This is a genomic window from Reyranella sp. GW821-FHT14A01 (assembly GCF_058803965.1).
The window spans coordinates 224,465-250,306 of record NZ_JBXAPM010000002.1 but is presented as its reverse complement, the minus strand read 5'-3'; the positions used below and the strand labels follow the sequence as shown (position 1 = coordinate 250,306).

The following is a 25,842-nucleotide window of genomic DNA, read 5'->3' as shown; positions in this document are numbered from 1 at the left end:
TTTTCTCCCTGCGGGTCCTCAGGGCCGGACCGCCGGCGTCTCCAGCTTGAGCCCCTTCGCCCGCTCCATCAGGTAGAGTTCGAGGGACGTGTATTCGGGCGCGTCGAGCGGCCAGGCTTCCGCCCGGATGCCGACCAGGCAGTTGCGCAGCCGCCGCTTCAGCGAGCCCAGCGCCTGCCATTCGAGGCGATAGATCGGATAGCCCGTCGGATGCGCCTCCGGGATGACGACGCCCGCCAGCTTCTTGCCGGCATTGTCGTCGTGGCAGATCGCGCAGGAGAGGTTGAGCTGGCCCTGGCGGCGGCGATAGATCTCCTCGCCCTGCCGGCGGAAGGTGTCGAGGCGCGGATCGTAAGGCGGTGCGATCGGCAGGTCGCGCGACTGGTGCGCGACATAGACCGTGAGCGCCAGCAGGTCGCGATTCTCGGGCGGCAGCGGGTCAGCCTTCTGATGCTCGGTGCGGCAGAGATTGATGCGGCCTTCGAGGTCGACCGGACGGTCGCCGCCCTGCGGGATCGCGGGATAGCGCGTGGCCACGCCCTTCATGCTGTTGGCAGCGGCGCCATGGCAGTCGGCGCAGGATCTGTCGGTGGCACCGGCGGGCTTGTTCCAGAGCTGGCCGCCGAGCTGGACGAACAGCATGCCGGGGTTGGCGGTGTCGTCGTTCTGCATCTTCTGCAGGGCCTCGCCCATGTCCTGGTAGCCGGACCGCCTCTTGTCCGCGCCGACTTGCGCGGCCGCATAGGACGCGGCGAAGACCAGCGCCAGGCCGAGTGCGAGCCGTCGCACTTTCATTCGACGGCGATGGCGACCCGCTCCTCGACGGCGAAGCCCTCGTCGCCGGTCCAGCGCAGGACGACCGTGCCGCTCTCGTTCGCCTGGGCGAAGAAGGAGACGAACGGGTTGGCGGCGATCGCGGGCGACATGTCCATCGCGAAAATCTCGTCGCCGTTCCAGGTCGCGGTGAAGCGCTCGATGATGTTGCGCGGGATGATGCGGCCGTTCGGGCCGGGCCGGAAGCCGGTCTCCATGGGATGCAGGATCAGCGCCTTGATCTCGAAGACGGCGCCGCGCTTGGCGGTCTTGGGGGCATTCACGAGGATGTTCGACATCAGGTCGACTCCTCGAGGCAGGCGGCCAGCGTCACGATCACGTCGGCCCCGGCGCTCCAGAACTTGCCGTCGCTGGTCTCGGCGATGGCGATGATCCGCTGGCTGTCGCCCAGCTTGATGCGCGTGCCGATGACGGCCTTGCCGTTGCGCGGGCTAAGCCGCGCGGAAAAAACGTTGGGCTGCGGGTTCTTCTCGTTGAAGACGTGGATGGCCTTCACGTGGTCGGCGACGGTCATCGGACTGTCGACCGACACCGTGAGCGGCACGGTGCTGCCGTTCTCGACCAGCGGCGGCACGTCGAGCTTCACCCGGCCTTCGGTCGGCGTGGCGGTGCCGACGACCTTCCGGATGGCCTCGGCCATGGAATCGGGCGTCGCCGCCGCGGGTGCGAGCGGCAGCACGACGACAACGGCAGCGGTGGCTGCAGTGCCGGCAAGGAAGCGACGGCGATCCATTCAATCCTTCAACGTCAAAAGATAGGCCACGACATCCTCGACCTGCGCGGCCGAGAGGATCGTCTTGCCTTCGAAGTTGCGGGCGACCCGCTGCAGGCCCTGGGTCCGATAGTAGGCCGGCATGATCGTGTCGGCATTGAGACGCGCCCCGTCGACGATACGCAGGCGCAACTGCCCCTCCGACCAGCGCGAGCCGGCACCGGCGAGGCTGGGCGCGATATCGCCCTGGAAGCGCTCCTCGGCGATCGGACCGGAATGGCAGAGCAGGCACAGGCCGACGCTGCGGTTGGCGACGATCGCCCGCCCCCGCGCGGCATCGCCCGGCTGGCCGGTGAGCGAGCGGGGAATCGAATCGTCGACGATCTGCGGGGTGACTTGCTGGGCTGCCACAGGTAACGCGACGAGCGCGAAAGCGAGGACGAAGAAGGCCCGCATCGCATCAGCCGAAGGTCTCGGCGGTGATGGTGCGGAACCAGCTCGACGCATAGAGTGCTTCCTGGCCGCGCAGGCCGCCCACGGCCACCAGCGGGCTGGTGCCGCCGGCGCCCGGAACGTCGGTGAGCTGGCCCTTGTCGGGGCGATAGACGCCGGCGATCGAGATGCCGTAATCGGCCGCGAGCAGGCTGTAGCAGGTGTTGATCACGATCGGGTCCTGCGGCTTGTCTCCCGCCAGCAGTCTCACGAGGGCGGCGGCACAGACCTTGGCCTGGGCATTGGCGGCGAAGGCCGACTTGGGCATGCCGCCCATGATGGCCGCATCGCCCAGCACATGGATGTTGGGCCGCAGGGTCGATTCGAAGGCGACCGGCTCGACCGGGCACCAGCCGGTGCGGTCGGCGACGCCGGCTTGCGCGGCGATGGCGCCGGCCTTCTGCGGCGGGATCACGTTGGCGACGGCCGCCTTGTGGGTGGCGAATTCGGTCGTGAGCGTCATCGCCGTGGGGTCGACCGAGGTCACCTTGCCGCCCTGGCTGAGCGGCACCCATTCGATCATGCCGGGATAGAGCTCGGCCCAGCCGTTCTGGAACAGGCGCTGCTTGGAGAAGGCATCCTTGGAATCGAGCAGCAAGATCTTCGACTTCGGCTTCCAGATCGCGAGCCAGTAGGCGATCAGGCTGGCGCGCTCATAGGGGCCGGGCGGGCAGCGGAAGGGATTGGCCGGCGCCGACATCACGACCAGCCCGCCATCCTCCATCGCCTGCAACTGCTGGCGCAGCAGCACGGTCTGCGCGCCGGCCTTCCAGGCGTGCGGCATCTTCTGGGCGGCAGCCTCGTCGTAGCCGGGGATGGCGCCCCAGTTGAAATCGATGCCCGGCGTCATGACCAGCCGGTCGTAGGACAGCTTGTTGCCGTCGGCCAGGGTCACGGTCTTGGCGTCGGCATCGACCGCGGTCGCGCTGGTCTCGGCGACGGTGACGCCAGCGCCCTTGATGCCGTCGTAGCGGAACTGCTGCTGGTCGATCTCGCGCAGGTTGGCGAGGACCGAATTGCTGAACGGGCAGGACGTGTAGACCGGATTGGGCTCGACCAAAGTGACGTCGAGCGAGGGCTGCAGCACCTTCAGCGTGCGCGCCGCCGTGGCACCGCCGAAGCCGCCGCCGATCACGACGACCTTGGCCTTGCCCTGCGCCGAGACGATGGCAGGCGCGAGGCCCGCCGCGACGGTGTATTTCAGGAAGCGGCGGCGCGTCGCCATGTCCCTACTCCGGCTGTGCGGCAAACCAGGCCGCGATGGCCTCGGTCTGCTGGTCGTCGAAACCCTTGGCGATGCGGCCCATCACGCTCGACGGCCAGGCGCCGCCGCGATACTCGCGCATGAAGGTCACGATGTCCTCGGCCTTGCGGCCGGCGATGTGCGGGATCACCGAATCCGCGACCTTCTTCGGGGCGTGACAGCCGGTGCAGGAGCTGGCGCCCGGCGGCGCGTCCGCCGCCGTTGCCGGGCCGGCCAGCAGGATCATGCTGGCCAAGCCCGACAGCAGCGCGCGATGCATCAGGCGCCCTTCTTCAGGTCATTGTTCGCCAGCGGCAGGTTGCGCACCCGCTTGCCCGTCGCCTTGGCGATCGCGTTGAGCACGGCGGGCGCCGCCACGGCGATGGTGGGCTCGCCGACGCCGCCCCAGAAATCGTGGGTCGGCACGAGAACCGTCTCGACGTCGGGCATCTCGTCGATGCGCATCACGTTGTAGCTGTCGAAGTTGGTCTGCTCGACCGCACCGTCCTTGACGGTGATCTCGCCGTACAGCGCCGCCGACAGGCCGTAGACGAACGAGCCCGCGACCTGACGCTCGATCTGCGCCGGATTGACCACGTGGCCGGGATTGGTGGCCGCGGTGATCTTGTGGACCTTGAGCTGGCCGTCGGGGCTCACCGAGACCTCGGCGACGCCGGCGACGTAGCTGCCATAGCCCATGACCTGCGAGATGCCGTGGAAGCGGCCCTCGGGCAATGGCTTGCCGTAGCCCGCCTTGTCGCAGGCGGCCTTGAGCACCGCCGCCCACTTGGGCTTCAGGTACTTCAGGCGATAGGCCAGCGGATCCTGGCCCGCCGCCGCCGCCAGCTCGTCCATGAAGCATTCCATGTAGACGGCGTTCTGGTTCACGTTCACGCCGCGCCAGAAGCCCGCCGTGATGTGCGGATTGCGCATGGCGTGGTCGATCATCAGGTTCGGGATGTCGTAGCCGTAGGTCGCCTCGACACCGGTCTGCATGAGGCCCTGGAAGGTGGCGGGATCCATGCCGTTCACCAGGTTCTGCGGCAGCAGCGACGCCAGGATCGACTGGCCCGAGATGCGGACATGCAGGCCGACCAGATTGCCCTGGGCGTCGAGACCGGCCGTCATCTTGGCCATCGTCGTGGGATGGTACTGGCAGTGCGTCATGTCCTCTTCGCGCGACCAGATGAGCTTGATCGGCGTGCCGGGCATCTCCTTGGCCGCGAGCACGGCCTGGCGGACATAGTCCGAACGGCCGCGCCGGCCGAAGCCGCCGCCCAGCATGAGCTTGTAGACCTCGCACTGCGCGATCGGCAGGCCGGCCGCCTCCGACGCCGCGGCGAGCGCCGCCTCGCCGTTCTGCGTGCCGCACCAGACTTCGCACTTCTCCGGAGTATAGCGCGCCGTGGCGTTCATCGGCTCCATGGTGACATGGTGCTGATAGGGGAAGCTGTAGGTCGCTTCGACCTTCTTGGCCGCGCCATCGATCGCCTTCTGGGCGTCGCCCGCCTTGTTGCCGACGAAGGCTTCCTTGGCGGTGAGACCTTCCTTCAGCATCTCGGAGATGGTCTCGGTCGAGACCTTGCCGAGATCGCCGATGTTCCACTCGGTGGTGACGGCGTCGAGAGCCGTCTTGGCCTGCCAGTAGGTGTCGGCCACGACCACGACGGCATCGCCGTCGATCGCGAAGATCTTCTTAACGCCCGGCATCTTCTCGGCCTTGCTGGCGTCGAAGCTCTTCAGCTTGCCGGTGATCACCGGACAGGCGCGCACGGTGGCGACCAGCATGCCCGGCATCGTGTGATCCATGCCGTAGATCTGCTTGCCGGTGACCTTGTCGACCGTGTCGAGCCGCGGCAAGGGCTTGCCCGCGACCTTCCAGTCCTTGGGGTCCTTGAGCTTCACTTCCTTGGGCGGCTCGAGATCGGCCGCCGCCGCGGCGACCGCGCCGTAGGTCACGGTCTTGCCCGACGCCTTGTGCGTGATGGTGCTGTTGGCCGCGCTGCATTCGGCGGCCGGCACGTTCCATTGCTTCGCCGCCGCCGCGATCAGCATCTCGCGCGCGATGGCACCGCCCTCGCGAACATACTGCTGGCTTTCGCGGATGCCGCGGCTGCCGCCGGTCGAGAAGTTCCTCCAGACGCGGTTGCGCTTCAGGTTCTCGCCGGGCGTCGGATATTCCCAGGCGACCTTGTTCCAGTCGCACTCGAGCTCTTCGGCCACGAGCTGGCAGAGGCCGGTGAGCGTGCCCTGGCCCATCTCCGAGCGGGCGATGCGGATCACCACCTTGTCGTCGGGATGGATGACCACCCAGGCGTTCAGTTCCTTGACGGTCTGGGCCTGCGCCACGTTCTCGTCGAAGGGCAGGTGGAAACCGAGCGAGAAGCCGCCGGCGACAGCAGCGCCGCTGACCAGGAAGCCGCGACGGCCGAGAGAAGTCTGGATCGTCATGATGCGTCCTCCCCTTAGGCCTTGGCCGCGGCGTGGATGGCGGCGCGAACCTGCTGATAGGTGCCGCAGCGACAGATGTTGGTCATCGCCTCGTCGATGTCGGCATCGGTCGGGTTGGGCTTGGCGGCGAGCAGCGCCGTCGCCGCCATCACCATGCCGCTCTGGCAGTAGCCGCACTGGGGCACGTCGAGCGCGACCCAGGCCTTCTGGATCTTGTTCAGCACGCCGTTCTCGGCGAGCGCCTCGATGGTGAGGACCTTCTTGGTGCCGACGGTGTTCACCGGCACGCTGCACGACCGCACCGGCGCACCGTCGATGTGCACCGTGCAGGAGCCGCATTGCGCGATGCCGCAGCCATACTTCGTGCCGGTCAGGCCCAGTTGCTCGCGCAGCACCCAGAGAAGTGGAGTATCCGGATCGGCAGTGTAGTCGACCGCCTTGCCGTTGACGTTGAGAACAGCCATCCCAGTCTCCCGTTATTCAGGAAATATTGAAATAGCCTAGCCCAAGCGGGCTGCCATCGCCTAGCAGACGCGCCGCATTCACGGAGGTGTGATGCTGTCAGCTCACGCTGGCTTCAAAAACCCGCCGGAAATTGCCACCCAAAAGTTTTGCCGTTTCTTCTGCATTGAACCTAGTGCGCAGAGCGGCCGCCAATTGTGGCAAATCGGTGTAGCTCGGCATCGAGCTCGGCCCGACGAGACCGAGCTGGTCGGTTCCGAGGCCGACATGATCGATGCCGACGACATCGACCATCTTCGCGAACCCGTCGGTCGCGTAGGCGACGAGGTTGGGGAAGTATTCGGAGATCGGCCAGATGCCGATGACGCCGCCGGTCGCGGCGATCGCCCTCGCATGGTCGGGCATGATGCGGCGCGTCCAGGCGGATGGCCGGTTGATGAGCGAGGTGTGCGACAGGACCAGCGGCTTCGTGGTGGCCGAGGCGGCCTTCTTCACCAGCTCGAACGTGCCGTGAGCGACGTCGACCACGATGCCCATTGTGTTGCAGCGCCGGATCACCTCGGCGCCGAACGCCGTCAGCCCGTCATTCACGCTGGGCTCGGTCTGGATGTCGCCCAGCTCATTCGGCCGGTAATGCGTGAGCTGCAGGTGCCGCAGGGCCCAGCGCTGATAGGCCTCGTCGAGGCGATCGATCCGGCCCTCGAGGAAGTCGGCGCCTTCCGACGCGACGATGATCGAAGGCCGGCCCGAGCGCGCCGCGCGCAGGTCGGCCGAGGTCCGGATGATCGGCATCCCCTGCTCGCGCGCCAGCGTATGCAAGGTCGGGAAGGAGCGCTGGCTGTAGGCATAGAGCTCGCCCGAGCGCGGATCGCGACTGGGCCTCATGCGGCCGACCATGACCTTGATGACCGGCGAATCGGCGACGACGGCCAGCGAGATCACGGCAACGCCGCCCTGGCGCATCGGATCGGCAACGGCGGCAAACGAGCCGCGGCCATAACTCATCTGCGTCAGGTTGCCGGCATGGCTGTGGAGATCGATCGCCAGCCCGTCCGCCGCCTGCGCCATCGCCGGCACCGGAAGGCAGAACAGCGGACCTGCGGCCATCAGCGCGCGGCGCGTCACCCCCTTCACCGCCTCGGCATCATGCAACTGGTAGGGCCAGCCCTCGGCATCGGACGCTACATGCCAGGTGCCGCTCAACCGCAATGCGCCGCCGGCGAGCTTGATCGGCTGCCGCGCCAGCACCTCGACGACCGCCAACGGATTGTTCGGCACGCAACCCTGGCAGCAGCCGGGCTCGGCCATCATCAGGAAACGATCGTTGCCGTCCCACGCGTTTGCCCCGAGGGCAAAGCCCGTGATCTCGATGCGCTTGCCATTCGCTTTGTCAGCGCGTGGTTTCCCGAGGTCGTTCCACGAGAGGCGCATCGGCAGCTCTATAGTTTGGGAGGCGGATAGTAGGGACGCTCGCCCAGCGCCTGGACGCGCTTCCAGAAATCGGGCCCGGACGCCTTGCCGACCTCGTCGAGGTCGGCCGCCTGGCGCCACAGGCTCCACGATTCGGGATGCAGGCGACTCGCCTCCGCCATTTGCAGGTCGCCTTCGGCCGCGCGGCCGTTGGCGCGCAGCCAGACACCGAGACGAAAACGCGCCCGCGCCTCGGCAATCTCGGGCGTCACCTTCGGCAGGCTGGCGCGCGCCGCATCGGCCGGCAGCGCATGCGCACCCGTGGAAACCCAGGCGCGCACCGCGTCGAGATAGGCCTGCCGCGCGGCCAGGCGTTCGGCCTGGTCCTCCGGCGTCATCGTGCGGGTCTTGAGATCCATGCGGCGGAAATGATCGGTCGAACCGGCATTCTCCGGCGGCCGGGCGATGCGGCCCTGCTCGTCGATCCAGATCGCCTGCGGCACGTTCACGAGATTGTAGAGATCCTCCAGCCGGTGCTCGGCGTCGATCAGCTGCCAGTAGGAGGTCTTGGCCTGCTCGATCCACGGACGAGCATGCTCGGCGCCACGGCTTTCCTGCGCCACGGCCACGACCATGAACCCCTTGTCCTTCAGTTCTTCGTAGAGGGCCTGCCACACGGGCAAGTCAAAGCGGCAGCCTCACCAACTGGCCCAGGTGGCGAGGAAGACTTTCTGCCCACGCAGTTGCGACAGCGAACGCGGCACGCCGTCGATGTCCGGCAGCGTGAAGTCCGGCGCGTCCAGCCCCTCAAGCGCGGCATTGCGTTCCTCCGGCGGCGCGCCCAGCGCCCACACGTCGTGGGCCTCACTGGCGACCGCCGGGCCGCCGAGCTTCTTCCAGAAAGCCGCCAGGTCGACTTCGTTGGGTGCCAGAGCCGAGGCCGGCAACGGCACGCACAGATCGGCACGGCACATGCCTTCGGGCTTCAGGGTCCAGCCCGTGACCCTCTCGGCATCGACGGGACTCATCCAGAGACCGTCGTGCGTGGCGACGTCGTGTTCGGCCGTCGGCATGAGGATCTTCGTCATCGGCGCCCCTATCCCTCGCTCAAGCATAGCGAGGGATTCTTACTGCGGCCTTAAAGATCCCTCGCAACGCTCGGGATGATACCCGCGAAGCGGGTATCACTTCGGCGTCGAGATCGTCACTTCCTTGGAGGTGATGAACTCGAGCAGGACGGGCACGCCCTTCTTCGTCTGCTCGATGCCGCGCTTGATCGCCGGGATGATGTCCTCCGGCTTGGTGACGCGCTCGCCGTAGCCGCCGAACGCCTTGGCCATCGCGGCATAGTCGCCCGAGATGTCGGTCGAGCGGTACTTCTCGGTCGACACCTTCATGATGTGCAGCTCGATCGCCATCGAGAAGTTGTTGAGCAGGATCGACATGATCGGGATCCGCTCGCGCACCGCCGTCTCGAAGTCCATGCCGGTGAAGCCGATGGCGGCGTCGCCCCAGACGTTGATGCAGAGCTTGTCCGGGCAGGCGAGCTTGGCGCCCATGGCCAGGCCGAGACCGTAGCCGAGCTGCGTGGTCTTGCCCCAGCCGATATAGGTGTGCGGCGCCGTGGTCTTCCAGAACGGCGAGAGCTGGTCGCGCGGGCTGCCGGCATCGTGGGTGATGATGGTGTTGGCCTTGTCGACCGTGTGCTGGAGATCCCAGAGCACGCGGTAGGGATTGAGCGGCGCCTCGTTGTTGGTGAGCTTGGGCATCCACTCCTTGAGCCACTCGTCGGCGATCGGCTTGATCTCGGCCACGACCGGCGCGGCGTCGCGCTTCTTGCCGCCCACCAGCTTGCTGCACTCGTCGATCATGGCGCGCAGCGCCAGCTTGGCATCGCCGATCAGGCCGTACTGGCAGCGCACGTCCTTGTTGAGATGGTTGGGATCGAGCGTCGTGTGGATCACCGTCTTGCCCTTGGGCATCGAGATGCCGAAGTTCGTCTCGGTGAAGGAACAGCCGATGCCGAACAGCACGTCGCACTTGTCGAGGAAGTGCCGGACCTGCCTCGGATAAGCGCGGCCGCCGGAGCCCAGCGACAGCGGATGGGTCTCGTCGAAGCTGCTCTTGCCCTGGAGCGAGGTGCAGACGGGAATGGCCAACAGCTCGGCCAGTTCCTTCAGCTCGTCATAGGCCTCGGCCCAGTGCACGCCGTGGCCGGCATAGATCACCGGCCGCTTGGCCTCGACCAGCACCTTGGCGGCTTCCTTCACGGCTGCCGGATCGGGGCCGTAGCGGGTCGGCTTGATCGGCTCGTAGGTCAGCGGATCGGGCGCGTCCTCGCCGTTGGCTTCCGCCGGAAACTCGATGATGACCGGCGAGCCGCGGCCGTTGCGCAGCAGGCTGAAGGCCCGGCGCATGATGTTCTCGATCTCGGCACCCGAGGTGATCGGCTCGGTGTGCTTGGCGACATGCGCCATGGTGATCGTGGAGTTGAAGTTCGGCGGCACGTGCGCGATGCGGCGCGGATAGCCGGCCGGAATGACCAGCAGCGGCACCGACTCGCCGTAGGCCTGGGCCACGCCGCCATAGGCGTTCTCCGAGCCCGGCCCGCTCTGCATGCAGAACACGCCCATCTTGCGGCCCTTGGTCAGGCGCGACATGGCGTCGGCCATGTGCAGGCCGATGCGCTCCTGGCGCACGATGATCGGGCGGATGTCGATCGCCGCGCAATGCTCGATCAGGTGGTTGACGGGATAGGCGAAGAGATACTCGACGCCTTCCCGCTTCAGGATTTCGGCGACGGCCGGACCGGTCTTCATCTTCGTCTTCTCCCTCTTGTTGCTGGGGGGCGCGCCACTCCAGTGGCGCGATTCATGACGCGCCACTGGAGTGGCGCGCCCCCAGCGTTTCTTACTTGTTCAATTCCTTCATCGCGCTGTCGAGGCCGCCCAGCGTCAGCGGGAACATGCGATTGCCGCTGAGCTGCTGCAGCAGCTGGATCGACGGCGTGTAGCTCCAGTGCCGCTCCGGCACTGGGTTCAGCCAGACCATGCTGCGGTAAGTGTCGGACACGCGCTGGATCCAGGTCTGTCCCGACTCCTCGTTCCAGTGCTCCACCGAGCCGCCCGGATAGGCGATCTCGTAGGGGCTCATCGAGGCGTCGCCGACGAACAGGACCTTGTAGTCGGGCGGATAGGTGTGGAGCAGCTGCTGCGTCGAGAAGGTGTCGACGTGGCGGCGGCGATTATCCTTCCACAGCTTCTCGTAGAGGCAGTTGTGGAAGTAGAAGAATTCGAGGTGCTTGAACTCCGAGCGGGCCGCCGAGAACAGCTCCTCGCAGACACGGATATGGGCGTCCATCGAGCCGCCGATGTCGAACAGCAGCAGCAGCTTCACCTTGTTGCGCCGCTCCGGCACCATCTTGATGTCGAGATAGCCCGCGTTGCGCGCGGTCGAGCGGATCGTGTCGGGCATGTCGAGCTCGACCTCGGCGCCCTCGCGCGCAAACTTGCGCAAGCGCCGCAGCGCGATCTTGATGTTGCGCGTGCCGATCTCGACCGTGTCGTCGAGGTTCTTGTACTCGCGCTTGTCCCACACCTTGACGGCGCGGCCCTCGCGGCCCTTGTCCTGGCCGATGCGCACGCCCTCGGGATTGAAGCCGTAGGCGCCGAACGGCGAGGTACCGGCGGTGCCGATCCACTTGCTGCCGCCCTGGTGGCGCTTCTGCTGCTCCTCGAGACGCTTCTTCAGCGTCTCCATGAGCTTCTCCCAGCCGCCCATCGACTCGATCTGCTTCTTCTCCTCTTCGGTGAGAAGCTTCTCGGCCAGCTTGCGCAGCCATTCCTCGGGGATCTCGGCGGTGACGCCCTCGGCCGGCAGCGCCTCGAGGCCCTTGAACACCGTGCCGAACACGCGGTCGAACTTGTCGAGATTGCGCTCGTCCTTCACCAGCGCGGCGCGCGACAGATAATAGAAGTCGTCGACGCTGTAGTCGGCCACTCCCTTGTCCATCGCGTCCATCAGGGAGAGATACTCCTTGATGGACACCGGCAGCTTGGCGTTGCGCAGCTCGAGGAAGAAGTTGATGAACATCGCGTTCTCCTCTCAGCGGTAATTACTGGCGCTGCTCCCGTCGCGCCATGAAGGCCAGACGCTCGAACAGGTGCACGTCCTGCTCGTTCTTCAGCAGCGCGCCGTGCAGCGGCGGGATGAGCTGCTTGCTGTCCTTGGAGCGCAGCGATTCCGGCGACATGTCCTCGACCATCAAGAGCTTCAGCCAGTCGAGCAGCTCGGAGGTCGATGGCTTCTTCTTGAGGCCGGGCACCTCGCGGATGTCGTAGAAGACGTTCAGCGCCTCGCGCAGCAGGTTGCGCTGCAGGTCGGGGAAGTGGACGTCGACGATCTGCGTCATCGTCTCGCGATCGGGGAAGCGGATGTAGTGGAAGAAGCAACGGCGCAGGAAGGCGTCCGGCAGTTCCTTCTCGTTGTTCGAGGTGATCATCACGATCGGGCGCTGCTCGGCCTTGATCGTCTGCTGCGTCTCGTAGACGTAGAACTGCATGCGATCGAGCTCGAGCAGCAGGTCGTTCGGGAACTCGATGTCGGCCTTGTCGATCTCGTCGATCAGCAGGATCGGCCGCGTATCGGCGGTGAACGCCTCCCACATCTTGCCGCGCTTGATGTAGTTGCCGATGTCCTTCACGCGCTCGTCGCCGAGCTGGCTGTCGCGCAGGCGCGAGACCGCGTCGTACTCGTAGAGGCCCTGCTGCGCCTTGGTCGTCGACTTGATGTGCCACTCGATGATCGGGGCGTTCAGCGCCTTGGCCACCTCGTGCGCCAAGACGGTCTTGCCGGTGCCCGGCTCGCCCTTGATGAGCAGCGGCCGTTGCAGCGAGATGGACGCGTTAACGGCAACGCGCAGGTCGTCGCTGGCAACGTAGGAATCGGTACCGGTAAATTTCATGGTGCAAAATCCAGATTTCACTGTGGTTTCAATCACCCTAGAGGGGTGGTTTCAGGCCAGCAAGGCCGGGCGAGCAGGTCAGCCGCCCTAGCGGACGATGAAATAGACCAAAGCGGCACTGGCGAGCAGGAGCGAGATCGCAAGGCGGCTCGACGCGAAGCTGAGCCGCGGTGCGGGCGCGCCCGGTTCGACCGCCTGGTCGAGCCGCTTGCGACCGGTGATCATCGCGCCGACCAGGTTGTGCCGCTTCCAGACGAGGTAGAGCGCGACCGCCGCGACATGGGCGGCCACCAGGATGAGCAGGACATTGATCCACCAGCCGTGGAACGCCGTGGCGCGCTCGACCCACTTGTCGGCGACCTTGAGGGCCAGCGGACCGTTCACCATGCCGGTGTCGGTATCGGCGGTGAAAAGCCCGGTCACGACCTGGGCGAGGACGGCGAAGATCAGGACGAGGACCATCGCGCCGCCCATCGGATTGTGTCCGACGTCGCACGGGCCTTCCTTGCGGAAGAGATGCGCGACATGGGTGATGGCCGCAGCGGGGCCCTTGATGAAATTCGAGAAGCGCGCCGTGGTGCTGCCGACGAAGCCCCAGGCGATGCGGAAGAAGAGCAAGGTCAGGATGGCGTAGCCCGACCAGAAATGGAGCTGCATCCAGTCCCCGCCGGCGCGGCCGCTGAAATAGGACGTCGCCATCAGGATCACGAGCAGCCAGTGGAACAGCCGGACCGGAACGTCCCAGACGAGGATCTTCTCACTCTTGCCGGCCATCGCTCTCCATCTCCCGCTGCGAAAGCCAGCATAGTCGAGTCATCGGGTCTGTAGGCAAGAACTACGTCAAACCCACCACACGCAGTCGTGATGGATCGTGGTCAACGTGCCATTTCGCTTCCACGCCAACCTCTGCAACAAATAGATCGTCGGCGAGGCATAAATTGCCCGCCAACCGTGGAATTCAAAGGGGATGGGCCTATGAGGAAGACTTTGGTGGTGGCGTTGATCGGCGCGTTGGCGGCCGGTGCGATGGTGGGCGGCGCGACGATCGCGATGGCCCAGGGCGACGTGATCGCCCAGCGCAAGGACAACCGCAAGCAGACCGCCGCCGCGATGCGCGCCATCAAGGCGATCGTCGACGCCAAGGGTCCGACGGCCGGCGCCGTCGAGCAGGCGGCCAAGCTCAAGACGCTCGAAACCGCCTTCGTGAAGATGTTCCCTGCCGGCTCCGACAAGGGCGGCGAAACCCGCGCCTTGCCGGCGATCTGGACCGACTGGGCCGGCTTCGAAGCGGCCAGCAAGGCGGCCGATGCAGCCTACGACAAGCTCGCGACGGCGGCCGGCTCCGGCAATGCAGAAGCCTTGGCGGCGGCGTTCGCCGATACCGGCAAGACCTGCGGCGCCTGCCATCAGAAGTTCCAGGCGAAGGCCAACTAGGCCCCTCCCGCTTCTTTCAAAGCAAAAGGGCGACGGAATTCCGTCGCCCTTTTTGTTTGTCTGTTCTTGTTTGTCCGTTCCGTGGCCCGGTCAGGCCGCTGCCGACGATGGCCCCGGACCGGTAAGCGCCTGCTGAACGATCTCCTGCGCCTTGAAGCGCCAAGTCCGCGACGCATGCATGGGCGACAGGCGCTGCCGCTCGCGCATGTTCATCCAGCTGTCGAGGCCGAAGGCGCGATCCAGCGAATCCAGCACGAGATCATGTGCCTTCGGATCGAGCGTGGCGAGCTCGGCGGCAAACCAGATGGCGATCCGCTCGCGCAGGATGCCGCGCAAATGGGCCACGCCGGCGCCGACATCCGGCGCCACCCGGCGCACACGTTCTGCGAAGTGCCACACCGGCAGCCATTGCTCGAAGAGCTGCGCACGATCCGAGACCAGCAGCGCAATGCGGCTGGCGAGCGGCGCGGCGCTGTCCACCTTCCGGTCGGGGCTGAACGAGCGGCTGACGGCGAGTTCGAAGGCGGCGGTGTAGAGGTCGGACAGAACAGTGAAGTGCTGGAAGAGGGTCCGGCTGGAATGGCCCGAGATCATCGCAATGGCCCCGGAACTCGGTTCGACGTCACCTGCCTGGATGAGATCCAGGGTCGCCTGGACAAGGGATTGTCTCGTTCGCTGGCCCCGTACGATGCGTTCGTCCTGCGAGTGCGACACATCAATCGGGAAGCCGACGATTTTCATTGGAACCGACAAAAGGATTTTTCTAATGGCGCGACTCTAGCACCCGGCAAAACTTGCGTAACTTGCAAAAATGCATATCTAGATATCAAGAAATCCCAGAATAATTGGATTTATTATAGTCCAGATAAGCATTTTTGCTTATCTGATATTGCAGATGGTCAGCAATTATTGCTTGGCTCCCGAAGCAGAGCCAAAGGCCTTCCCGATCCATTTTATGCAGTCCTGATGCCAAAAATACGAAAGGCCGATCGCTTGGGGAACGACCGGCCTTCCTTATGAGCCCGCCTGGGTGTGGGGTGATCGAAGCCTTGGGGTGTGTGGGAAGGGGCTTCGATCGAGCGGCTTGGGAGGCCGCCGGCGGGCTGTCTCAATGTCTATGAACTGACTATAACGACGGGCCTCACATCCCGTTAGTTGCAATATTGCATATCTGCTTTCGAAGCCCTCGCCGAAAACCCAACGATTCCTGAATACATCCCCTTTTAGATAATCGAAAAAGGGAATGCAGGGAACGGGCAAAAAGGGCTCGACGCTCCCGAATAGCTATGATTTTCAAGGTATTGAGCGCATCGCGCCGCCTGCGAGGCGCCGGATTCTCCCGAAGATGCTGCAATTAACTCGCGCTCGCGTCAGGCTGCAATCTTGGCGAGAACTGGTCGCAAGTGCTTCAGAAATCCTTCTGGATCCTCGCTCATCGGGAAATGCCCAAGGCCCGGCATGATCGTGCAGGTCGCGCCCGGCACCAGCGCGGCGACCTCCTGCGTCTCCGCCGGCGAGCATGAGTAATCGTACTCACCGGTCAACAGGAACAGCGGACAACGCTGGGCATCGATCGAGGCGATGCGTTGGCGGAGATCGCCATCGACCTTGTAGAAATGGAGGTCGCCTTTGAAGACGCCGGGACCGCCCTGCATGTAGTGCCAGAGGGTTTCCCAGCGATGGGCGCTCGGCGCGTCCGGCCCGACGAGGCCCGACACGATGCCGGCGCAGACCTCGCCGCCGTGGACGTCGGCATGATGCAGCCAGTCGGTGTCGTAGTACGGCGCGACATGGGCCGAAGCCTGCAGGCCGATCAAGGCGCGGAAGCGATCGGCATGCGTCGCGGCGAGATTGAGCACGACCCGACCGCCGATCGAACAGCCCATCACCACTGGACGCTGCAGCGCCAGCGCGCCGGCGAAGGCGACGACGAAGTCGGTGTAGAAGTCGCGTGTCAGCCGGTACTCCTCGCGCTCGAAGCCGGCGGGCGGCGAGGACTTGCCGTGCCAGGGCATGTCGAAGGCGATGACGCGAAAGCGCTTCGCGATCTCGGGATCATTCAGCACGCCGCGATATTGCCGCCCGTCGGCGCCGGCCGTGTGCAGGCAGAGCAATGGGATGCCCTCGCCCGCCTCCTCGAAGTAGACGCGATAGCGCCGTCCTTCGAAATCGAGCGACAGGTAGCGGCCGATGATCGGCTCGAGAGCGGCGGTCATCGGTCGGCTCCCTGCGAGGCCACCAGCGCACGCGGCGCCTCGAGCACGCCCTTGATGTAGAGCAGGTTCGCCATCAGCGGCTGCAGGTCGCCCTCGAACTTCATCAGGCCGCGACGAACGAGGGCGAGCAGGTCGTGGTCTCCAGGCGCCGGCCGGGGCTGCCAGAAGCGCTGCCAGCTCGCCTCGTCGGCGCGCAGGGCGAAGCGCCAGGAGGGCATGACGAAGGGACCTTCCTCGACCTTCTCGATGCGCCCGCGCAGGACATGGACCAGCCAGGACCGCGGCCGGGCCTCCACCAGGAAGGCACCGTCGAGATGCCGGCCGCGCCGCACCAGGGCGGCGTCGCCGTTCACGAGGCCGGCAAGTTGTTCGAGCATGTTCCTCCCGCCTGTCTTGTTCCCGTCCCGGAGACGATCCGGGTTTCGTGTTTCGGCCTCAATTCCATGCTAGACGATCCGCCGTTCCGCCAATACCGGCCGTGCCTTCCGGGAGCCTTGTCCGTGCCCTTCGTTCGTTCCGCCCGCGCCCTCCTGCCCCTCGCCGGGGCCGCCCTGCTGCTCGCCGCCGCCGCCCAGCCGGCCGCCGCCGGTATGGAGGAAGCGGTCAAGGCCCTGCAGGCGGGCGATCCGGTCACGGCGGAGAAGGAGCTGCAGCTTCTCGGCAAGGAGCGCGACCCGCGCGCCCAGTTCCTGCTCGGCCTCTACGTCTACGGCAACGCCGAGTCGAAACTGTTCGACATCAACAAGGCCACGCCGCTCCTGCTCGACGCCTCCGAGCGCGGCTATCTGCCGGCGATGATCCCGCTGGCCGGTGCCTATGCCGAGGGCAAGGGCGTGCCGAAGAGCCTCTTCGAGGCCTACAAATGGTGCATGATCGCCGAGCGCTGGAACGTGCCCAACGCCAACCTGGCGCTTGAGCAGGCCGCGCGCGAACTGCCGGCCGACGAGGCCGAAAAGGCCAAGGCCGCCGCGCTCGCCTACACCTTCAAGACGAAATGATCGCCGCGCGGCTGGCGCTGGTCGCGGCACTCTTTGCCGCGAGCGCTGCCGCGCAGGCCCAGCAGCAGCCCGACACCTCGGACGTCGCCGCGCCGCTGCGCCCCGCCGTTCTCGCCTACCGCCAGGGCGACGTGGCGACCGCCGAACGGGCGCTTCGCTCGCTTCCCTCGAATCCCGATGCCGATGCCTGGCTGGGCGCGGTCCTGCTCGACCGCGGCGCCAAGGCCGAAGGCCTCAAGCTGATCCAGCGCGCCGCCGATGCCGGCTCCGCCGAAGGCCAGCACCGGCTGGCGCTGGTGCTCATCAACGGCGATGCCGGCGTCGCGCGCAATCCCGCGCGCGCCGTCCAGCTGTTCGAGCAGGCCGCCGCACAGGGACATCGTCGCGCGCAGCTCAATCTCGGCACGATCTATCTGCGCGGTCAGGGCGTCCCGCGCGACCTGATCCAGGCCCGCGCCTGGCTGGAGAAGGCCGCCGCCGACGGCGACGTCTATGCGACCTATGCGCTGGGCCGGGCGATGGCGGAGAACGCGCCGCCGGCTTCGGCCGATCCGACGCGCGCCGCCGACCTCTTCCGGCGGGCCGCGGAGAAGGGCCACATGTTCGCGGCGCTGCGCTACGGCATGGCGCTGGCCGACGGTTCCGGCGTCAAGCAGGACCTGGCCGCCGCCCAGCGCTGGCTGGTCCAGGCGCAGCAGAACGGCGTGCCCGAGGCCGCGCTTGCCCTGGGCGACCTGGCGGTCCGCACGCCCGCGACGCGCGACAAGGCGGCCAACGAGAAGCTCCTGCAAGCGGCACTCAGCTGGTATCAGGTCGCGGCGAATGCCGGCGTGCCATCGGGCCAGTTCAAGCTGGCCAACGCCTATCTCGCGGGCTCCGGCGTAGCGCGCGATCCGGCGCAGGCCCAGCTCTGGTATTCGCGCGCCGCCCAGCAGGGATTGCCCGAGGCGCAGCAGGCGCTGGGCGTGATGCTGCTGACCGGGACCGCCGGCGTTACCGATCCGGTCGAGGCCTTCAAATGGCTGTACCTCGCCGAGCGCGGCGGCCATCCCGAGGCCCGCGCCGTGCGCGAGAAGGTCGGCGACAAGGTGCCCGACCGCGATCGCAAACGCGGCGAGGCGCTGGCCCAGGCTTTCAAGCCGACCTCCGAGCTGCCGCTCGACGAGGGCCCGCCGCGCCTCATCCCGGTCCGTCGCTGAACGTGATCAGTCATGGAGCTGCCGGAAGCCGCGCGCCAGACGCGCCCTGACATCACCCTCGCGGTCTGCCGCGGCGCCTGCCGCCTGATGCGCCAGTCGGGCCGCTCCGTCCTGCGCGAGCTGCCGCTGCCCGACGGGCGGCGCGCCGACATCATGGCGATCGCCGGCAGCGGCGAACTCACCATCGTCGAGGTTAAGTCGTCGATCGAGGATTGGCGGGTCGACCAGAAATGGCCCGACTATCTCGCCTGGTGCGACCTCCTCTACTTCGCCGTGCCGGTCGATTTCCCGCAGTCGCTGATCGCCGAGGAAGTCGGCCTGATCGTCGCCGATGCCTATGGCGCCGAGATCCTGCGCCATCCGCCGCGCCGTCCAGTCGCGGCGGCGCGGCGCAAGGCGCTCCTGATCGACTGTGCGCGCCTCGCGTCGGAGCGGCTGGCGCGCCTCGAAGATCCGGACTTCGTCGACTTCGTCTGAAACGTCAGCCGGGCATCGGGCGCGCGACGGATGCGGCCGGCGTCTGGCTGCGGCTGGCCTCCGCCATGCGGATGCGGGCATAGGCCATCACCTCGGTCGGCGGCCCGACTCTCTCGACCCTGCCGTCCATCACCAGCGCCACGCGATCGGCGATGGCGAGCGGCGCGAGACGGTGAGTGATCATGATGACCGTGCGGCCGCGCGTGTTGGCCTTGAGCTGGCGCAGCAGCTGCTCCTCGGTGGCAGGATCCAATGCGCTGGTCGCCTCGTCGAGGATCAGGATGCGCGGATTGCGGATCAGCGCGCGGGCGATGCAGAGGAGCTGGCGCTGCCCCGTCGACAGGCCCTGCCCGCGCTCGCCCAGCACGGTATTGTAGCCCTGCGGCAGGCGCTGGATGAAATCGTGCGCGCCGACGAACTTCGCGACGGCAACCACGCGGCCGGGATCCTTGTCGACGACGCCCATCGCGATGTTCTCGCGCACCGTGCCGGTGAACAGCTGGACATCCTGTGGCACCGCGCCGATCTGCGACCTGAGCTGGGCCGGCGAGATATGGGCGATGTCGGTGCCGTCGACCAGCACGCGACCGTCGCTTGGGCCCACGAGTCCCTGCACGAGATTGGCGATGGTGGTCTTGCCCGAGCCCGACGGTCCGACGATGCCCACGATCTCTCCCGCCGCCACGGTGAGATCGGCTTCGCGCAGGACCGGCGGCCCGCGATCGTGGGCCCGGTAGGTCACGCGTTCGAGCACGATCTCGCCCGACAGCACCGGCATCGGCGCGAATTCACCGGGCGGCGCTTCGGGCGCCTCGCGCATCAGCTCGTCGATGCGCTTGAAGGCGGCGCTCACCGCCTGGAGCTGGTGCCACGCGCCCGCGAGCTGGCGCATCGGCTGCAGCGCGCGCGCCGCCAGCATGTTGGCGGCGATGAGGGCGCCGATCGTCAGGCGATGATCGGCGATCTCGGCCACGCCGATCATCACGATGACGAGCGACGTCACGAGCTGCAGCGTGCCCGAGGCGCTCGAGGCGATGTTGGCGAGATTGTTCGCGCGCAGGCTCGTGCGCGCCGACTGTTCGACCCGCCCCTGCCAGCGCCTCTCGACCTCGGCCTCGAGCCCGAGTGCCTTGATGGTGGCGGCGTTGGCCACGGTCTCCGTGAGGGTCGAACTCTTGGCGGCCAGGGCCTGGAAAGTCTCGTCGACCAGGCGACGCTGCGCCCGGTGGCTGGCCAGCGAGACGCCGACCAGGACGGGAATGGCGAGCGCCGTGATCACGCCCAGGACCGTGCTGATCGTGAAGGTGGCGGCCAGGAAGAGCCCGGCGAACAGCAGGTCGATCGCCAGCACCGGCATCTGGCCGGTGAAGAAACCGCGCAGCACGTCGAGCTGGCGCAGCCGCTCGGCGATGACGCCCGACGGCGTGCGCTCGAAATGCCGGTAGGGCAAGGCCATCAGGTGATGCAGCACCTCGGCGCTCATCAGCGCGTCGAGGCGTGCGCCGGTCTTCGCCGATAGCCAGCCGCGCGCGACACGCAGGCCGAAATCGGCGGCGTAGGCCACGAGCATGCCGGCGCAGAGCGCCATCATCACCGACGAGAGGCCGTCGGGCGGATGACGCCCGATCATGGTGTTCACGACCAGCATCATGAAGAGCGGCGTGAGCAGGCCGAGCAGGTTGATGGCGAACGACGCGGCGGCGAGCTTGAAGACGACCGGCCGCACGCGCGCCCACAGCGGCGCGTACCAGTGCTCGGACGGTGTTGGTCCCAACGGCGGGCGCAGCACCAGCGCGCGCGAACCCAATGCGCCGACTTCCTTCGCCGTCGCCTGCCAGACGCGACCCTCGACGACATCGAGCATGGTCCAGTTGTTGGCGCGGCCCGAGACGACCACGTGCACCCGCCCGCCGGTGGCGAGGAGCGCGAACGGCAGCGGTAGTTCGTCGAGCGAGCGGGACGCGAGATCGGCGGCTTCACTGTCCAGCCCGAGCCGCACCGCCGCCGTCAGGAAGGCGGCTTCGTCGAGGCCGGACGCCGGCACCGCGGTCAGGCGGCGGATATCGGCTTCGCTGACGGGCCGGCCGACCTGCTGGGCGATGTACAGCAGGGCCCTCATCAGGGCATCGACGCGGGGACGGCCCGCATCGTCCCAGACGGACTGCCGGAAGCCTCCGTTCTCGAGGGGAGCCATGGCCAAAGGGTACCAGAAATACCCTTGGATTCAATTATTTGGCGCTATTTCCTAAAGCAAACCCCAAAACAAAGGGCGCGCAACTCGCGTTGCGCGCCCCGCATTCGTGAAGTTCGGAAGCCTAGCGGGCGCCGAAAGCGCGCTTCAGCTCGGCCACGAGGTCGGTGCGCTCCCAGGAGAAGCCGCCGTCCTTCTCGGGCTTGCGGCCGAAATGGCCGTAGGCCGCAGTGCGCTGGTAGATCGGCTTGTTGAGCTGCAGCGAGCGGCGGATGTTGGTCGGGCGCAGCGGGAACAGTTCCGACAGGACCTTCTCGAGCTTGCGCTCGTCGACCTTGCCGGTGCCTTCGGTGTTCACATAGAGCGACATCGGATCGGCAACGCCGATCGCGTAGGCGACCTGGATCAGGCAGCGGTCGGCGAGACCGGCGGCCACCACGTTCTTGGCGAGGTAGCGCGCGGCATAGGCGGCCGAGCGGTCGACCTTGGTCGGGTCCTTGCCGGAGAAGGCGCCGCCACCGTGCGGCGCGAAGCCGCCGTAGGTGTCGACGATGATCTTGCGGCCGGTGAGGCCGCAATCGCCGTCGGGACCGCCGACGACGAAGTTACCGGTCGGGTTGACGAAGAAGTCGGCGGCCTTCTTGGGCATCCAGCCCTTGGGCAGCGACTTCTCGACGTGACCGGTGATCATCTCGCGGACCATCGCGGAATTGTACTTCTTGCCCTTGGCCGTCGCCTCGCGATGCTGCGTGGAGACCACGACCTTGGTGGCGCCGACGGCCTTGCCGTCGACATAGCGCACCGTGACCTGGCTCTTGGCGTCGGGCTGCAGGTCGCCGAGCTCGCCCGAACGGCGGGCCTTGCTCAGCACTTCGAGGATCTTATGCGAGAAGAAGATCGGAGCGGGCATGAACGAGCCTTTCTCGTATTCCTCGCTGTCGCGGCAGGCGAAGCCGAACATCAGGCCCTGGTCGCCCGCGCCTTCCTGCTCGCCGAGATTGCCGCCCTTCTTCTTGGCATCGACGCCCATCGCGATGTCGGGCGACTGGCCGTGCAGCAGCACCTCGACGTCGGCGCCGTGGAAGGAGAAGCCGTCCTGGTCGTAGCCGATGTCACGCACGACGTTGCGCGCGATCTCGCCGATAGCTTCGCGATTGACGATCGTGTTCTTGCCATACTTCTTCATGTACGGCTCGGAGGCGCGGCCTTCGCCGGCGACGACGATCTTGTTGGTGGTGACCAGCGTCTCGCAGCCGAGGCGGGTGTTGGCGTGGCTGTCGTCGGCGTGGCCGAGCTCGACGTCGTTGGCGATGAACGCGTCGAGGATCGCGTCTGAAATCTGGTCGGCGACCTTGTCCGGATGGCCTTCCGAAACCGACTCACTGGTGAAGATATAATCCTTGAGCGCCAACGATCCCTCCCAAAGTGCACTGGACTCCGGGCAGGGCGGTATTGCCGCCAACGGCCGGCTTAGCCTTTGTTTGCGCGGTGGCAAGTCGTCCAAATCCGTCCGCGGCGGCCCCGACCATCGGGACCGCGGTTCGCTAAAAACGCCAAAAGCCGGCGAAAATCAAGGGGATCGCACGGGGAATTCCCGCGCTTCTAGTCGCGGGCGGCCTTGGCGCCCTTGCGGGTTCCGACCGTTTCGGCGTGGCTGGCCGCGCCCACGGCCTTCACCATTTCGAAGATACGCTTGCGCACCTTGCTCTCGCGGATCTTGTAATAGGCTCGCACGAGTTCGAGCGTTTCCCGCTTGATCAGCGGATCCTTCTCCTGCTCGAACGGCGTACCGGCCTCGCCGAAACCACCCTTTTTACCGCGGCCGGACATCGGCCGGCCCGACAGGGCGTTCGACGGCATCTCGTCGAAGAAATAGGAAACGGGAACGTCGAGCACCTTGGCGAATTCGAACAGGCGGCTGGAGCCGATCCGGTTGGAGCCCCGCTCGTACTTCTGGATCTGCTGGAAGGTAAGGCCGACCGCCGTCCCAAGCTTCTCCTGGCTCATGCCAAGGAGAGTACGCCGCTGACGCATGCGCGCTCCGACGTGAACATCAACGGGATGCGATCTCGCCATGGACTGCCCTTCTCCTTCCCAAATCACAAAATCAGATAAACGCCGATACGGCCGAATAATGGCCGAATGGCGTGCCGCGACTGCTGTCAGGTTTAGCTATGCAGGAATGCATATCTACACGCGTAAGCTGCATATTAGTTATGCCGGCCACGAAAAGAATGCAAGCTGGCCGTCCGGCCCTAAAGCCTTGAATCCTCTGTTCTTTCACTCGATGTGGGTCGAGATGACGCAACCAGGAGCCCGAGCGCGAGCAGAAGAAGGACAAGCAATGCGCCATCGCCCCACCGGCCATACGGCGTGGGTTCGCGCGCGGCGGGAATTCGATGATCGATGACACCTTCCTGTTGCATGTCCAGCGCGGCCAGCACGCGGCCGTAGGAATCGATCACGGCCGACACGCCGGTGTTGGCAGCCCGGAGCATGGGCAGGCCTTCCTCGATGGTGCGCAGGCGGGCGCTGGCGAGGTGCTGGTAGGGGCCGCTCGACAGGCCGAACCAGGCATCGTTGGTCACATTCAGCAGCCAGCGTGGCCGGGCACCCGGACCGGTGACGGCGGCCGGGAAGATCACCTCGTAGCAGATGATCGGCGAGAAGGACGGCAAGCGCGGCAGATCGAGCGTGACTCGCGATTCACCCACCTCGAACGAGCCGCGGCCGATGAAGCCCGAAACCGGCGCGAGCTGCTTGTGGAACGGGATGTACTCGCCGAGGGGAACGAGGTGGACCTTGTCGTAACTGGCGACGATCGCGCCGGCACTGTCGATGACCAGCAGTGAGTTCCAGACACCATCTTCGCGATTGAGGGTGCCGCGCGCTGCACCCGTGAGGAGATAGCCGCCAGGAGGTGCCGCCGTCGCCAGGACCTCGAGCGCCGACGATCCCGGCTCGACGATGAAGGGGGGCGCCGTTTCCGGCCAGATCACCGCCGCCAATTTGTCGAAGCCGTCGCGGCGGCTCAGCTCCACGAGCCTGGCCATCTGCGCCGCGCGCTTCTCGGGCCGCCACTTCTCGGCCTGCGGCGTGTTCGGCTGGACGATGCGCACCAGCGGGCCATCGCCTGCCGTATCGACCGGCGCCATCGCCGCCTGCCCGGCAAAGCCCGCGGCGCCCGCGACGACGAGCGCCAGGATCGATACACGCCAGCCCGCGGCCGGCGCCGCCAGGATCATGAAGGTCAGCAGGCCGAGGCCATAGACGCCGACCAGCGCCGCGCCCTGCAGCAGCGGCGTGGCGAAGGCCCAGACATGGGCCAGCGGATTCCACGCATAGCCGGTGAAGACGTGGCCGCGCAGCCACTCCGCCATCGTCCAGGCAATGGCCAGCAGCAGCAGCCGGCTGTAGCGGCCGCCGAACCGCGGCCAGCGCAGCGCGACCCACTTGGCGGCGGCAGCGGCAAGGCCGGGAAAGAAGCCCAGCACGGCGGCCAGGCCGAACACGATCGGCACGCCGAGCGCCGCATAGTCCGCCGGCGGCACGAAGAACGCCTCGACGATCCAATAAGAGCCGACAGCGAAATGGCCGAGCCCCCACAACCATCCGCGCACCAGCGCGCTCTTCGGGCTTGGCGCGGTATCCCACAGCCAGACGAAGACCACGATGCCCAGCACGCCGAGCGGCAGCCAATAGAGAGGCGGCATGGCAAGGGCCGCCAGCGCGCCAGCCAGGAAGGCGGCACCTGCGGCGCGCCAGCCTTTGAGGGTCATTGCGTCATACGATGACTAAGGGGCCGGCGCCGTCGTCGGCGGACGGACGCGCAGGCGGCGGATACGCCTTGGATCGACATCGAGGATCTCGAATTCCACACCGGACGGATGACGCACCACTTCGCCGCGTTCGGGAATGCGGCCGAGCAGGGAGAAGATTAGCCCGCCCACCGTGTCGATTTCGCGTCGCTCGTCTTCCGACAGGACCTTGCCGATCTCCTCCTCGAGCAGCTCGATCGGCGTGCGGCCGTTGACGTCGATCGTGCCGTCGACGCGGCGCGCGACCGTCGGCGTCTGCGCGACATCGTGCTCGTCCTCGATCTCGCCCACGATCTCCTCGACGAGATCCTCGATGGTGAGCAGCCCGTCGGTGCCGCCGAACTCGTCGACCACCAGCGCCATGTGCGTGCGCGAGCGGCGCATGTCGAGCAGCATGTCGAGCACCGGCAGGGTCGGCGCCACGAACACGACGCGCCGCAGTATGTCGCGCAGATTGAACTTCTTCGACGTGCCCCAATAGGCCAGCACGTCCTTGATGTGGATCATGCCGATCACGTCGTCGAGCGACTCGCGGTAGATCGGATAGCGCGAATGCGCCTCGGCCTGGATCAGCCGCACGACCTCGTCGAGCGGCGTGTCGGCGGCGATGCCCACGATGTCGACCCGCGGCACCATCACGTCCGCGACGGTCTTGTCGCGCAGCTTCAGGATGTTCGCGAGAAGGACGCGCTGGTCCTCGCTGATCGGGGTGTCGCTCTCGGGCGTCTCCTCGATCAGCTCCTCGATGGCTTCACGGACCGCTTCGTTCTTCTCCTTGCGGCGCAGGCGCCGCAGGATGGCGCGCAACAGCCCGCCGCTCGAAGGGACATCGGGCGCGGCCGGCGGGGTTGCCGGGGTCGCGAGTAGCTCAGTCGACGAGGCCGGGCCGGCGCCCGGCTTCGTACTGTGCGCTGTGGAATCAGGCATGGCCGATAAGATAGG

27 protein-coding genes are annotated in these 25,842 nt (G+C 66.6%); 4 read left to right on the top strand and 23 right to left on the bottom strand.

All coding sequences use genetic code 11. From position 1 onward, the window contains the following. Nucleotides 1-18: 18 nt before the first annotated feature. From soxA to AC1ROX_RS04965, 15 genes are all read right to left on the bottom strand, one after another. Nucleotides 19-795 (bottom strand): sulfur oxidation c-type cytochrome SoxA, encoded by a 777-nt coding sequence (soxA, locus tag AC1ROX_RS05035; protein WP_493123041.1) that lies wholly within the window; start codon nucleotides 793-795, stop codon nucleotides 19-21. After that, entirely contained in the window at nucleotides 792-1,112 is a 321-nt protein-coding gene (gene soxZ, locus AC1ROX_RS05030; RefSeq protein ID WP_493123039.1) for a thiosulfate oxidation carrier complex protein SoxZ, read from the bottom strand. Before soxZ ends, soxA begins: the two co-directional genes overlap by 4 nt. Further along, a complete protein-coding gene (locus AC1ROX_RS05025; protein ID WP_493123037.1) occupies nucleotides 1,112-1,567 on the bottom strand; it encodes a SoxY-related AACIE arm protein in 456 nt (151 codons plus the stop codon). The genes soxZ and AC1ROX_RS05025 overlap by 1 nt, the downstream gene beginning before the upstream one ends. Beyond that, nucleotides 1,568-2,002, bottom strand: a complete 435-nt coding sequence (gene soxX, locus AC1ROX_RS05020; RefSeq protein ID WP_493123035.1) for a sulfur oxidation c-type cytochrome SoxX — start codon at nucleotides 2,000-2,002, stop codon at nucleotides 1,568-1,570. Between the two features lie 4 nt (nucleotides 2,003-2,006). Beyond that, nucleotides 2,007-3,263, bottom strand: coding sequence for an FCSD flavin-binding domain-containing protein (locus AC1ROX_RS05015; RefSeq protein ID WP_493123033.1), 1,257 nt, complete (start codon nucleotides 3,261-3,263; stop codon nucleotides 2,007-2,009). A 4-nt stretch (nucleotides 3,264-3,267) separates the two neighbouring features. Beyond that, complete coding sequence (locus AC1ROX_RS05010; RefSeq protein WP_493123031.1) at nucleotides 3,268-3,561, bottom strand: c-type cytochrome; 294 nt, start codon at nucleotides 3,559-3,561, stop codon at nucleotides 3,268-3,270. Continuing rightward, on the bottom strand, nucleotides 3,561-5,732 hold the full coding sequence (locus AC1ROX_RS05005) for a xanthine dehydrogenase family protein molybdopterin-binding subunit (protein WP_493123029.1): 2,172 nt from the start codon (nucleotides 5,730-5,732) through the stop codon (nucleotides 3,561-3,563). The genes AC1ROX_RS05010 and AC1ROX_RS05005 overlap by 1 nt, the downstream gene beginning before the upstream one ends. A 14-nt stretch (nucleotides 5,733-5,746) precedes the next feature. Continuing rightward, nucleotides 5,747-6,196 carry a (2Fe-2S)-binding protein gene (locus tag AC1ROX_RS05000; protein WP_493123027.1) on the bottom strand — a complete coding sequence of 150 codons (450 nt, stop codon included), beginning with the start codon at nucleotides 6,194-6,196 and terminating at the stop codon, nucleotides 5,747-5,749. A 97-nt stretch (nucleotides 6,197-6,293) separates the two neighbouring features. Continuing rightward, nucleotides 6,294-7,625 (bottom strand): dipeptidase, encoded by a 1,332-nt coding sequence (locus tag AC1ROX_RS04995; RefSeq protein ID WP_493123025.1) that lies wholly within the window; start codon nucleotides 7,623-7,625, stop codon nucleotides 6,294-6,296. A gap of 8 nt (nucleotides 7,626-7,633) precedes the next feature. Next, the gene (locus tag AC1ROX_RS04990; RefSeq protein ID WP_493123023.1) at nucleotides 7,634-8,287 is read right to left on the bottom strand and encodes a hypothetical protein; all 654 of its coding nucleotides are present in this window, start codon (nucleotides 8,285-8,287) and stop codon (nucleotides 7,634-7,636) included. Nucleotides 8,288-8,302: 15 nt separating this feature from the next. Continuing rightward, entirely contained in the window at nucleotides 8,303-8,692 is a 390-nt protein-coding gene (locus tag AC1ROX_RS04985) for a hypothetical protein (protein ID WP_493123021.1), read from the bottom strand. Nucleotides 8,693-8,788: 96 nt separating this feature from the next. Next, nucleotides 8,789-10,489, bottom strand: a complete 1,701-nt coding sequence (locus tag AC1ROX_RS04980; protein WP_493123018.1) for a thiamine pyrophosphate-requiring protein — start codon at nucleotides 10,487-10,489, stop codon at nucleotides 8,789-8,791. A 25-nt stretch (nucleotides 10,490-10,514) separates the two neighbouring features. Continuing rightward, nucleotides 10,515-11,696, bottom strand: a complete 1,182-nt coding sequence (locus AC1ROX_RS04975; RefSeq protein ID WP_493123016.1) for a vWA domain-containing protein — start codon at nucleotides 11,694-11,696, stop codon at nucleotides 10,515-10,517. A 22-nt stretch (nucleotides 11,697-11,718) separates the two neighbouring features. Then, a complete protein-coding gene (locus tag AC1ROX_RS04970) occupies nucleotides 11,719-12,567 on the bottom strand; it encodes an AAA family ATPase (protein WP_493123013.1) in 849 nt (282 codons plus the stop codon). An 87-nt stretch (nucleotides 12,568-12,654) separates the two neighbouring features. Continuing rightward, entirely contained in the window at nucleotides 12,655-13,341 is a 687-nt protein-coding gene (locus AC1ROX_RS04965) for a cytochrome b/b6 domain-containing protein (protein WP_493123011.1), read from the bottom strand. Between the two features lie 201 nt (nucleotides 13,342-13,542). Between AC1ROX_RS04965 and AC1ROX_RS04960 the strand changes: the two genes are divergently transcribed. Continuing rightward, complete coding sequence (locus AC1ROX_RS04960) at nucleotides 13,543-14,001, top strand: c-type cytochrome (RefSeq protein WP_493123009.1); 459 nt, start codon at nucleotides 13,543-13,545, stop codon at nucleotides 13,999-14,001. 90 nt (nucleotides 14,002-14,091) lie between these two features. Here the strand turns inward: AC1ROX_RS04960 and AC1ROX_RS04955 are convergent, their stop codons facing one another. From AC1ROX_RS04955 to AC1ROX_RS04945, 3 genes are all read right to left on the bottom strand, one after another. Further along, nucleotides 14,092-14,742: a TetR/AcrR family transcriptional regulator gene (locus AC1ROX_RS04955; RefSeq protein ID WP_493123007.1), complete on the bottom strand. Its 651-nt coding sequence runs from the start codon at nucleotides 14,740-14,742 to the stop codon at nucleotides 14,092-14,094. Nucleotides 14,743-15,371: 629 nt separating this feature from the next. Beyond that, complete coding sequence (locus AC1ROX_RS04950) at nucleotides 15,372-16,217, bottom strand: alpha/beta fold hydrolase (RefSeq protein WP_493123005.1); 846 nt, start codon at nucleotides 16,215-16,217, stop codon at nucleotides 15,372-15,374. Continuing rightward, nucleotides 16,214-16,594 (bottom strand): hypothetical protein, encoded by a 381-nt coding sequence (locus tag AC1ROX_RS04945; RefSeq protein ID WP_493123003.1) that lies wholly within the window; start codon nucleotides 16,592-16,594, stop codon nucleotides 16,214-16,216. Before AC1ROX_RS04945 ends, AC1ROX_RS04950 begins: the two co-directional genes overlap by 4 nt. A 123-nt stretch (nucleotides 16,595-16,717) precedes the next feature. Here AC1ROX_RS04945 and AC1ROX_RS04940 point away from each other — a divergent pair, with 123 nt between their 5' ends. From AC1ROX_RS04940 to AC1ROX_RS04930, 3 genes are read left to right on the top strand one after another with little or no spacing between them, the layout of a single operon-like run. Beyond that, nucleotides 16,718-17,215 (top strand): SEL1-like repeat protein, encoded by a 498-nt coding sequence (locus tag AC1ROX_RS04940; RefSeq protein WP_493123001.1) that lies wholly within the window; start codon nucleotides 16,718-16,720, stop codon nucleotides 17,213-17,215. Next, entirely contained in the window at nucleotides 17,212-18,414 is a 1,203-nt protein-coding gene (locus AC1ROX_RS04935; RefSeq protein ID WP_493122999.1) for a tetratricopeptide repeat protein, read from the top strand. The genes AC1ROX_RS04940 and AC1ROX_RS04935 overlap by 4 nt, the downstream gene beginning before the upstream one ends. Before the next feature lie 12 nt (nucleotides 18,415-18,426). After that, complete coding sequence (locus AC1ROX_RS04930) at nucleotides 18,427-18,891, top strand: MmcB family DNA repair protein (RefSeq protein WP_493122997.1); 465 nt, start codon at nucleotides 18,427-18,429, stop codon at nucleotides 18,889-18,891. 4 nt (nucleotides 18,892-18,895) lie between these two features. On the opposite strand, the gene AC1ROX_RS04925 is transcribed toward AC1ROX_RS04930, so the two are convergent. The 5 genes from AC1ROX_RS04925 to AC1ROX_RS04905 all read right to left on the bottom strand — a co-directional run bounded on the left by AC1ROX_RS04925 (nucleotide 18,896) and on the right by AC1ROX_RS04905 (nucleotide 25,827). Then, nucleotides 18,896-21,010 (bottom strand): peptidase domain-containing ABC transporter, encoded by a 2,115-nt coding sequence (locus tag AC1ROX_RS04925; RefSeq protein ID WP_493122995.1) that lies wholly within the window; start codon nucleotides 21,008-21,010, stop codon nucleotides 18,896-18,898. A gap of 196 nt (nucleotides 21,011-21,206) precedes the next feature. Then, the gene (metK, locus tag AC1ROX_RS04920) at nucleotides 21,207-22,493 is read right to left on the bottom strand and encodes a methionine adenosyltransferase (protein ID WP_493122993.1); all 1,287 of its coding nucleotides are present in this window, start codon (nucleotides 22,491-22,493) and stop codon (nucleotides 21,207-21,209) included. 191 nt (nucleotides 22,494-22,684) lie between these two features. Further along, nucleotides 22,685-23,116, bottom strand: a complete 432-nt coding sequence (locus AC1ROX_RS04915; protein ID WP_493122991.1) for a helix-turn-helix domain-containing protein — start codon at nucleotides 23,114-23,116, stop codon at nucleotides 22,685-22,687. A gap of 221 nt (nucleotides 23,117-23,337) precedes the next feature. Next, the gene (gene lnt, locus AC1ROX_RS04910) at nucleotides 23,338-24,861 is read right to left on the bottom strand and encodes an apolipoprotein N-acyltransferase (protein ID WP_493122989.1); all 1,524 of its coding nucleotides are present in this window, start codon (nucleotides 24,859-24,861) and stop codon (nucleotides 23,338-23,340) included. A 15-nt stretch (nucleotides 24,862-24,876) separates the two neighbouring features. Beyond that, nucleotides 24,877-25,827, bottom strand: a complete 951-nt coding sequence (locus AC1ROX_RS04905; RefSeq protein ID WP_493122987.1) for a hemolysin family protein — start codon at nucleotides 25,825-25,827, stop codon at nucleotides 24,877-24,879. Between the last annotated feature and the right edge of the window lie 15 nt (nucleotides 25,828-25,842).

Bases quoted from the DNA above. Each gene is read 5' to 3' on its own strand.
- AC1ROX_RS04905 (WP_493122987.1), bottom strand. From the start codon at position 25,827: ATGCCTGATTCCACAGCGCACAGTACGAAGCCGGGCGCCGGCCCGGCC.
- AC1ROX_RS04955 (WP_493123007.1), bottom strand. From the start codon at position 14,742: ATGAAAATCGTCGGCTTCCCGATTGATGTGTCGCACTCGCAGGACGAA.
- AC1ROX_RS04960 (WP_493123009.1), top strand. From the start codon at position 13,543: ATGAGGAAGACTTTGGTGGTGGCGTTGATCGGCGCGTTGGCGGCCGGT.
- AC1ROX_RS04930 (WP_493122997.1), top strand. From the start codon at position 18,427: ATGGAGCTGCCGGAAGCCGCGCGCCAGACGCGCCCTGACATCACCCTC.
- AC1ROX_RS05025 (WP_493123037.1), bottom strand. From the start codon at position 1,567: ATGGATCGCCGTCGCTTCCTTGCCGGCACTGCAGCCACCGCTGCCGTT.
- soxX (WP_493123035.1), bottom strand. From the start codon at position 2,002: ATGCGGGCCTTCTTCGTCCTCGCTTTCGCGCTCGTCGCGTTACCTGTG.
- AC1ROX_RS04995 (WP_493123025.1), bottom strand. From the start codon at position 7,625: ATGCGCCTCTCGTGGAACGACCTCGGGAAACCACGCGCTGACAAAGCG.
- AC1ROX_RS05005 (WP_493123029.1), bottom strand. From the start codon at position 5,732: ATGACGATCCAGACTTCTCTCGGCCGTCGCGGCTTCCTGGTCAGCGGC.
- AC1ROX_RS04945 (WP_493123003.1), bottom strand. From the start codon at position 16,594: ATGCTCGAACAACTTGCCGGCCTCGTGAACGGCGACGCCGCCCTGGTG.
- soxZ (WP_493123039.1), bottom strand. From the start codon at position 1,112: ATGTCGAACATCCTCGTGAATGCCCCCAAGACCGCCAAGCGCGGCGCC.
- AC1ROX_RS04975 (WP_493123016.1), bottom strand. From the start codon at position 11,696: ATGTTCATCAACTTCTTCCTCGAGCTGCGCAACGCCAAGCTGCCGGTG.
- AC1ROX_RS04915 (WP_493122991.1), bottom strand. From the start codon at position 23,116: ATGCGTCAGCGGCGTACTCTCCTTGGCATGAGCCAGGAGAAGCTTGGG.
- AC1ROX_RS04970 (WP_493123013.1), bottom strand. From the start codon at position 12,567: ATGAAATTTACCGGTACCGATTCCTACGTTGCCAGCGACGACCTGCGC.
- AC1ROX_RS04950 (WP_493123005.1), bottom strand. From the start codon at position 16,217: ATGACCGCCGCTCTCGAGCCGATCATCGGCCGCTACCTGTCGCTCGAT.
- AC1ROX_RS05010 (WP_493123031.1), bottom strand. From the start codon at position 3,561: ATGCATCGCGCGCTGCTGTCGGGCTTGGCCAGCATGATCCTGCTGGCC.
- AC1ROX_RS04985 (WP_493123021.1), bottom strand. From the start codon at position 8,692: ATGACGAAGATCCTCATGCCGACGGCCGAACACGACGTCGCCACGCAC.
- AC1ROX_RS04965 (WP_493123011.1), bottom strand. From the start codon at position 13,341: ATGGCCGGCAAGAGTGAGAAGATCCTCGTCTGGGACGTTCCGGTCCGG.
- AC1ROX_RS05015 (WP_493123033.1), bottom strand. From the start codon at position 3,263: ATGGCGACGCGCCGCCGCTTCCTGAAATACACCGTCGCGGCGGGCCTC.
- AC1ROX_RS04935 (WP_493122999.1), top strand. From the start codon at position 17,212: ATGATCGCCGCGCGGCTGGCGCTGGTCGCGGCACTCTTTGCCGCGAGC.
- AC1ROX_RS05000 (WP_493123027.1), bottom strand. From the start codon at position 6,196: ATGGCTGTTCTCAACGTCAACGGCAAGGCGGTCGACTACACTGCCGAT.
- lnt (WP_493122989.1), bottom strand. From the start codon at position 24,861: ATGACCCTCAAAGGCTGGCGCGCCGCAGGTGCCGCCTTCCTGGCTGGC.
- soxA (WP_493123041.1), bottom strand. From the start codon at position 795: ATGAAAGTGCGACGGCTCGCACTCGGCCTGGCGCTGGTCTTCGCCGCG.
- AC1ROX_RS04925 (WP_493122995.1), bottom strand. From the start codon at position 21,010: ATGAGGGCCCTGCTGTACATCGCCCAGCAGGTCGGCCGGCCCGTCAGC.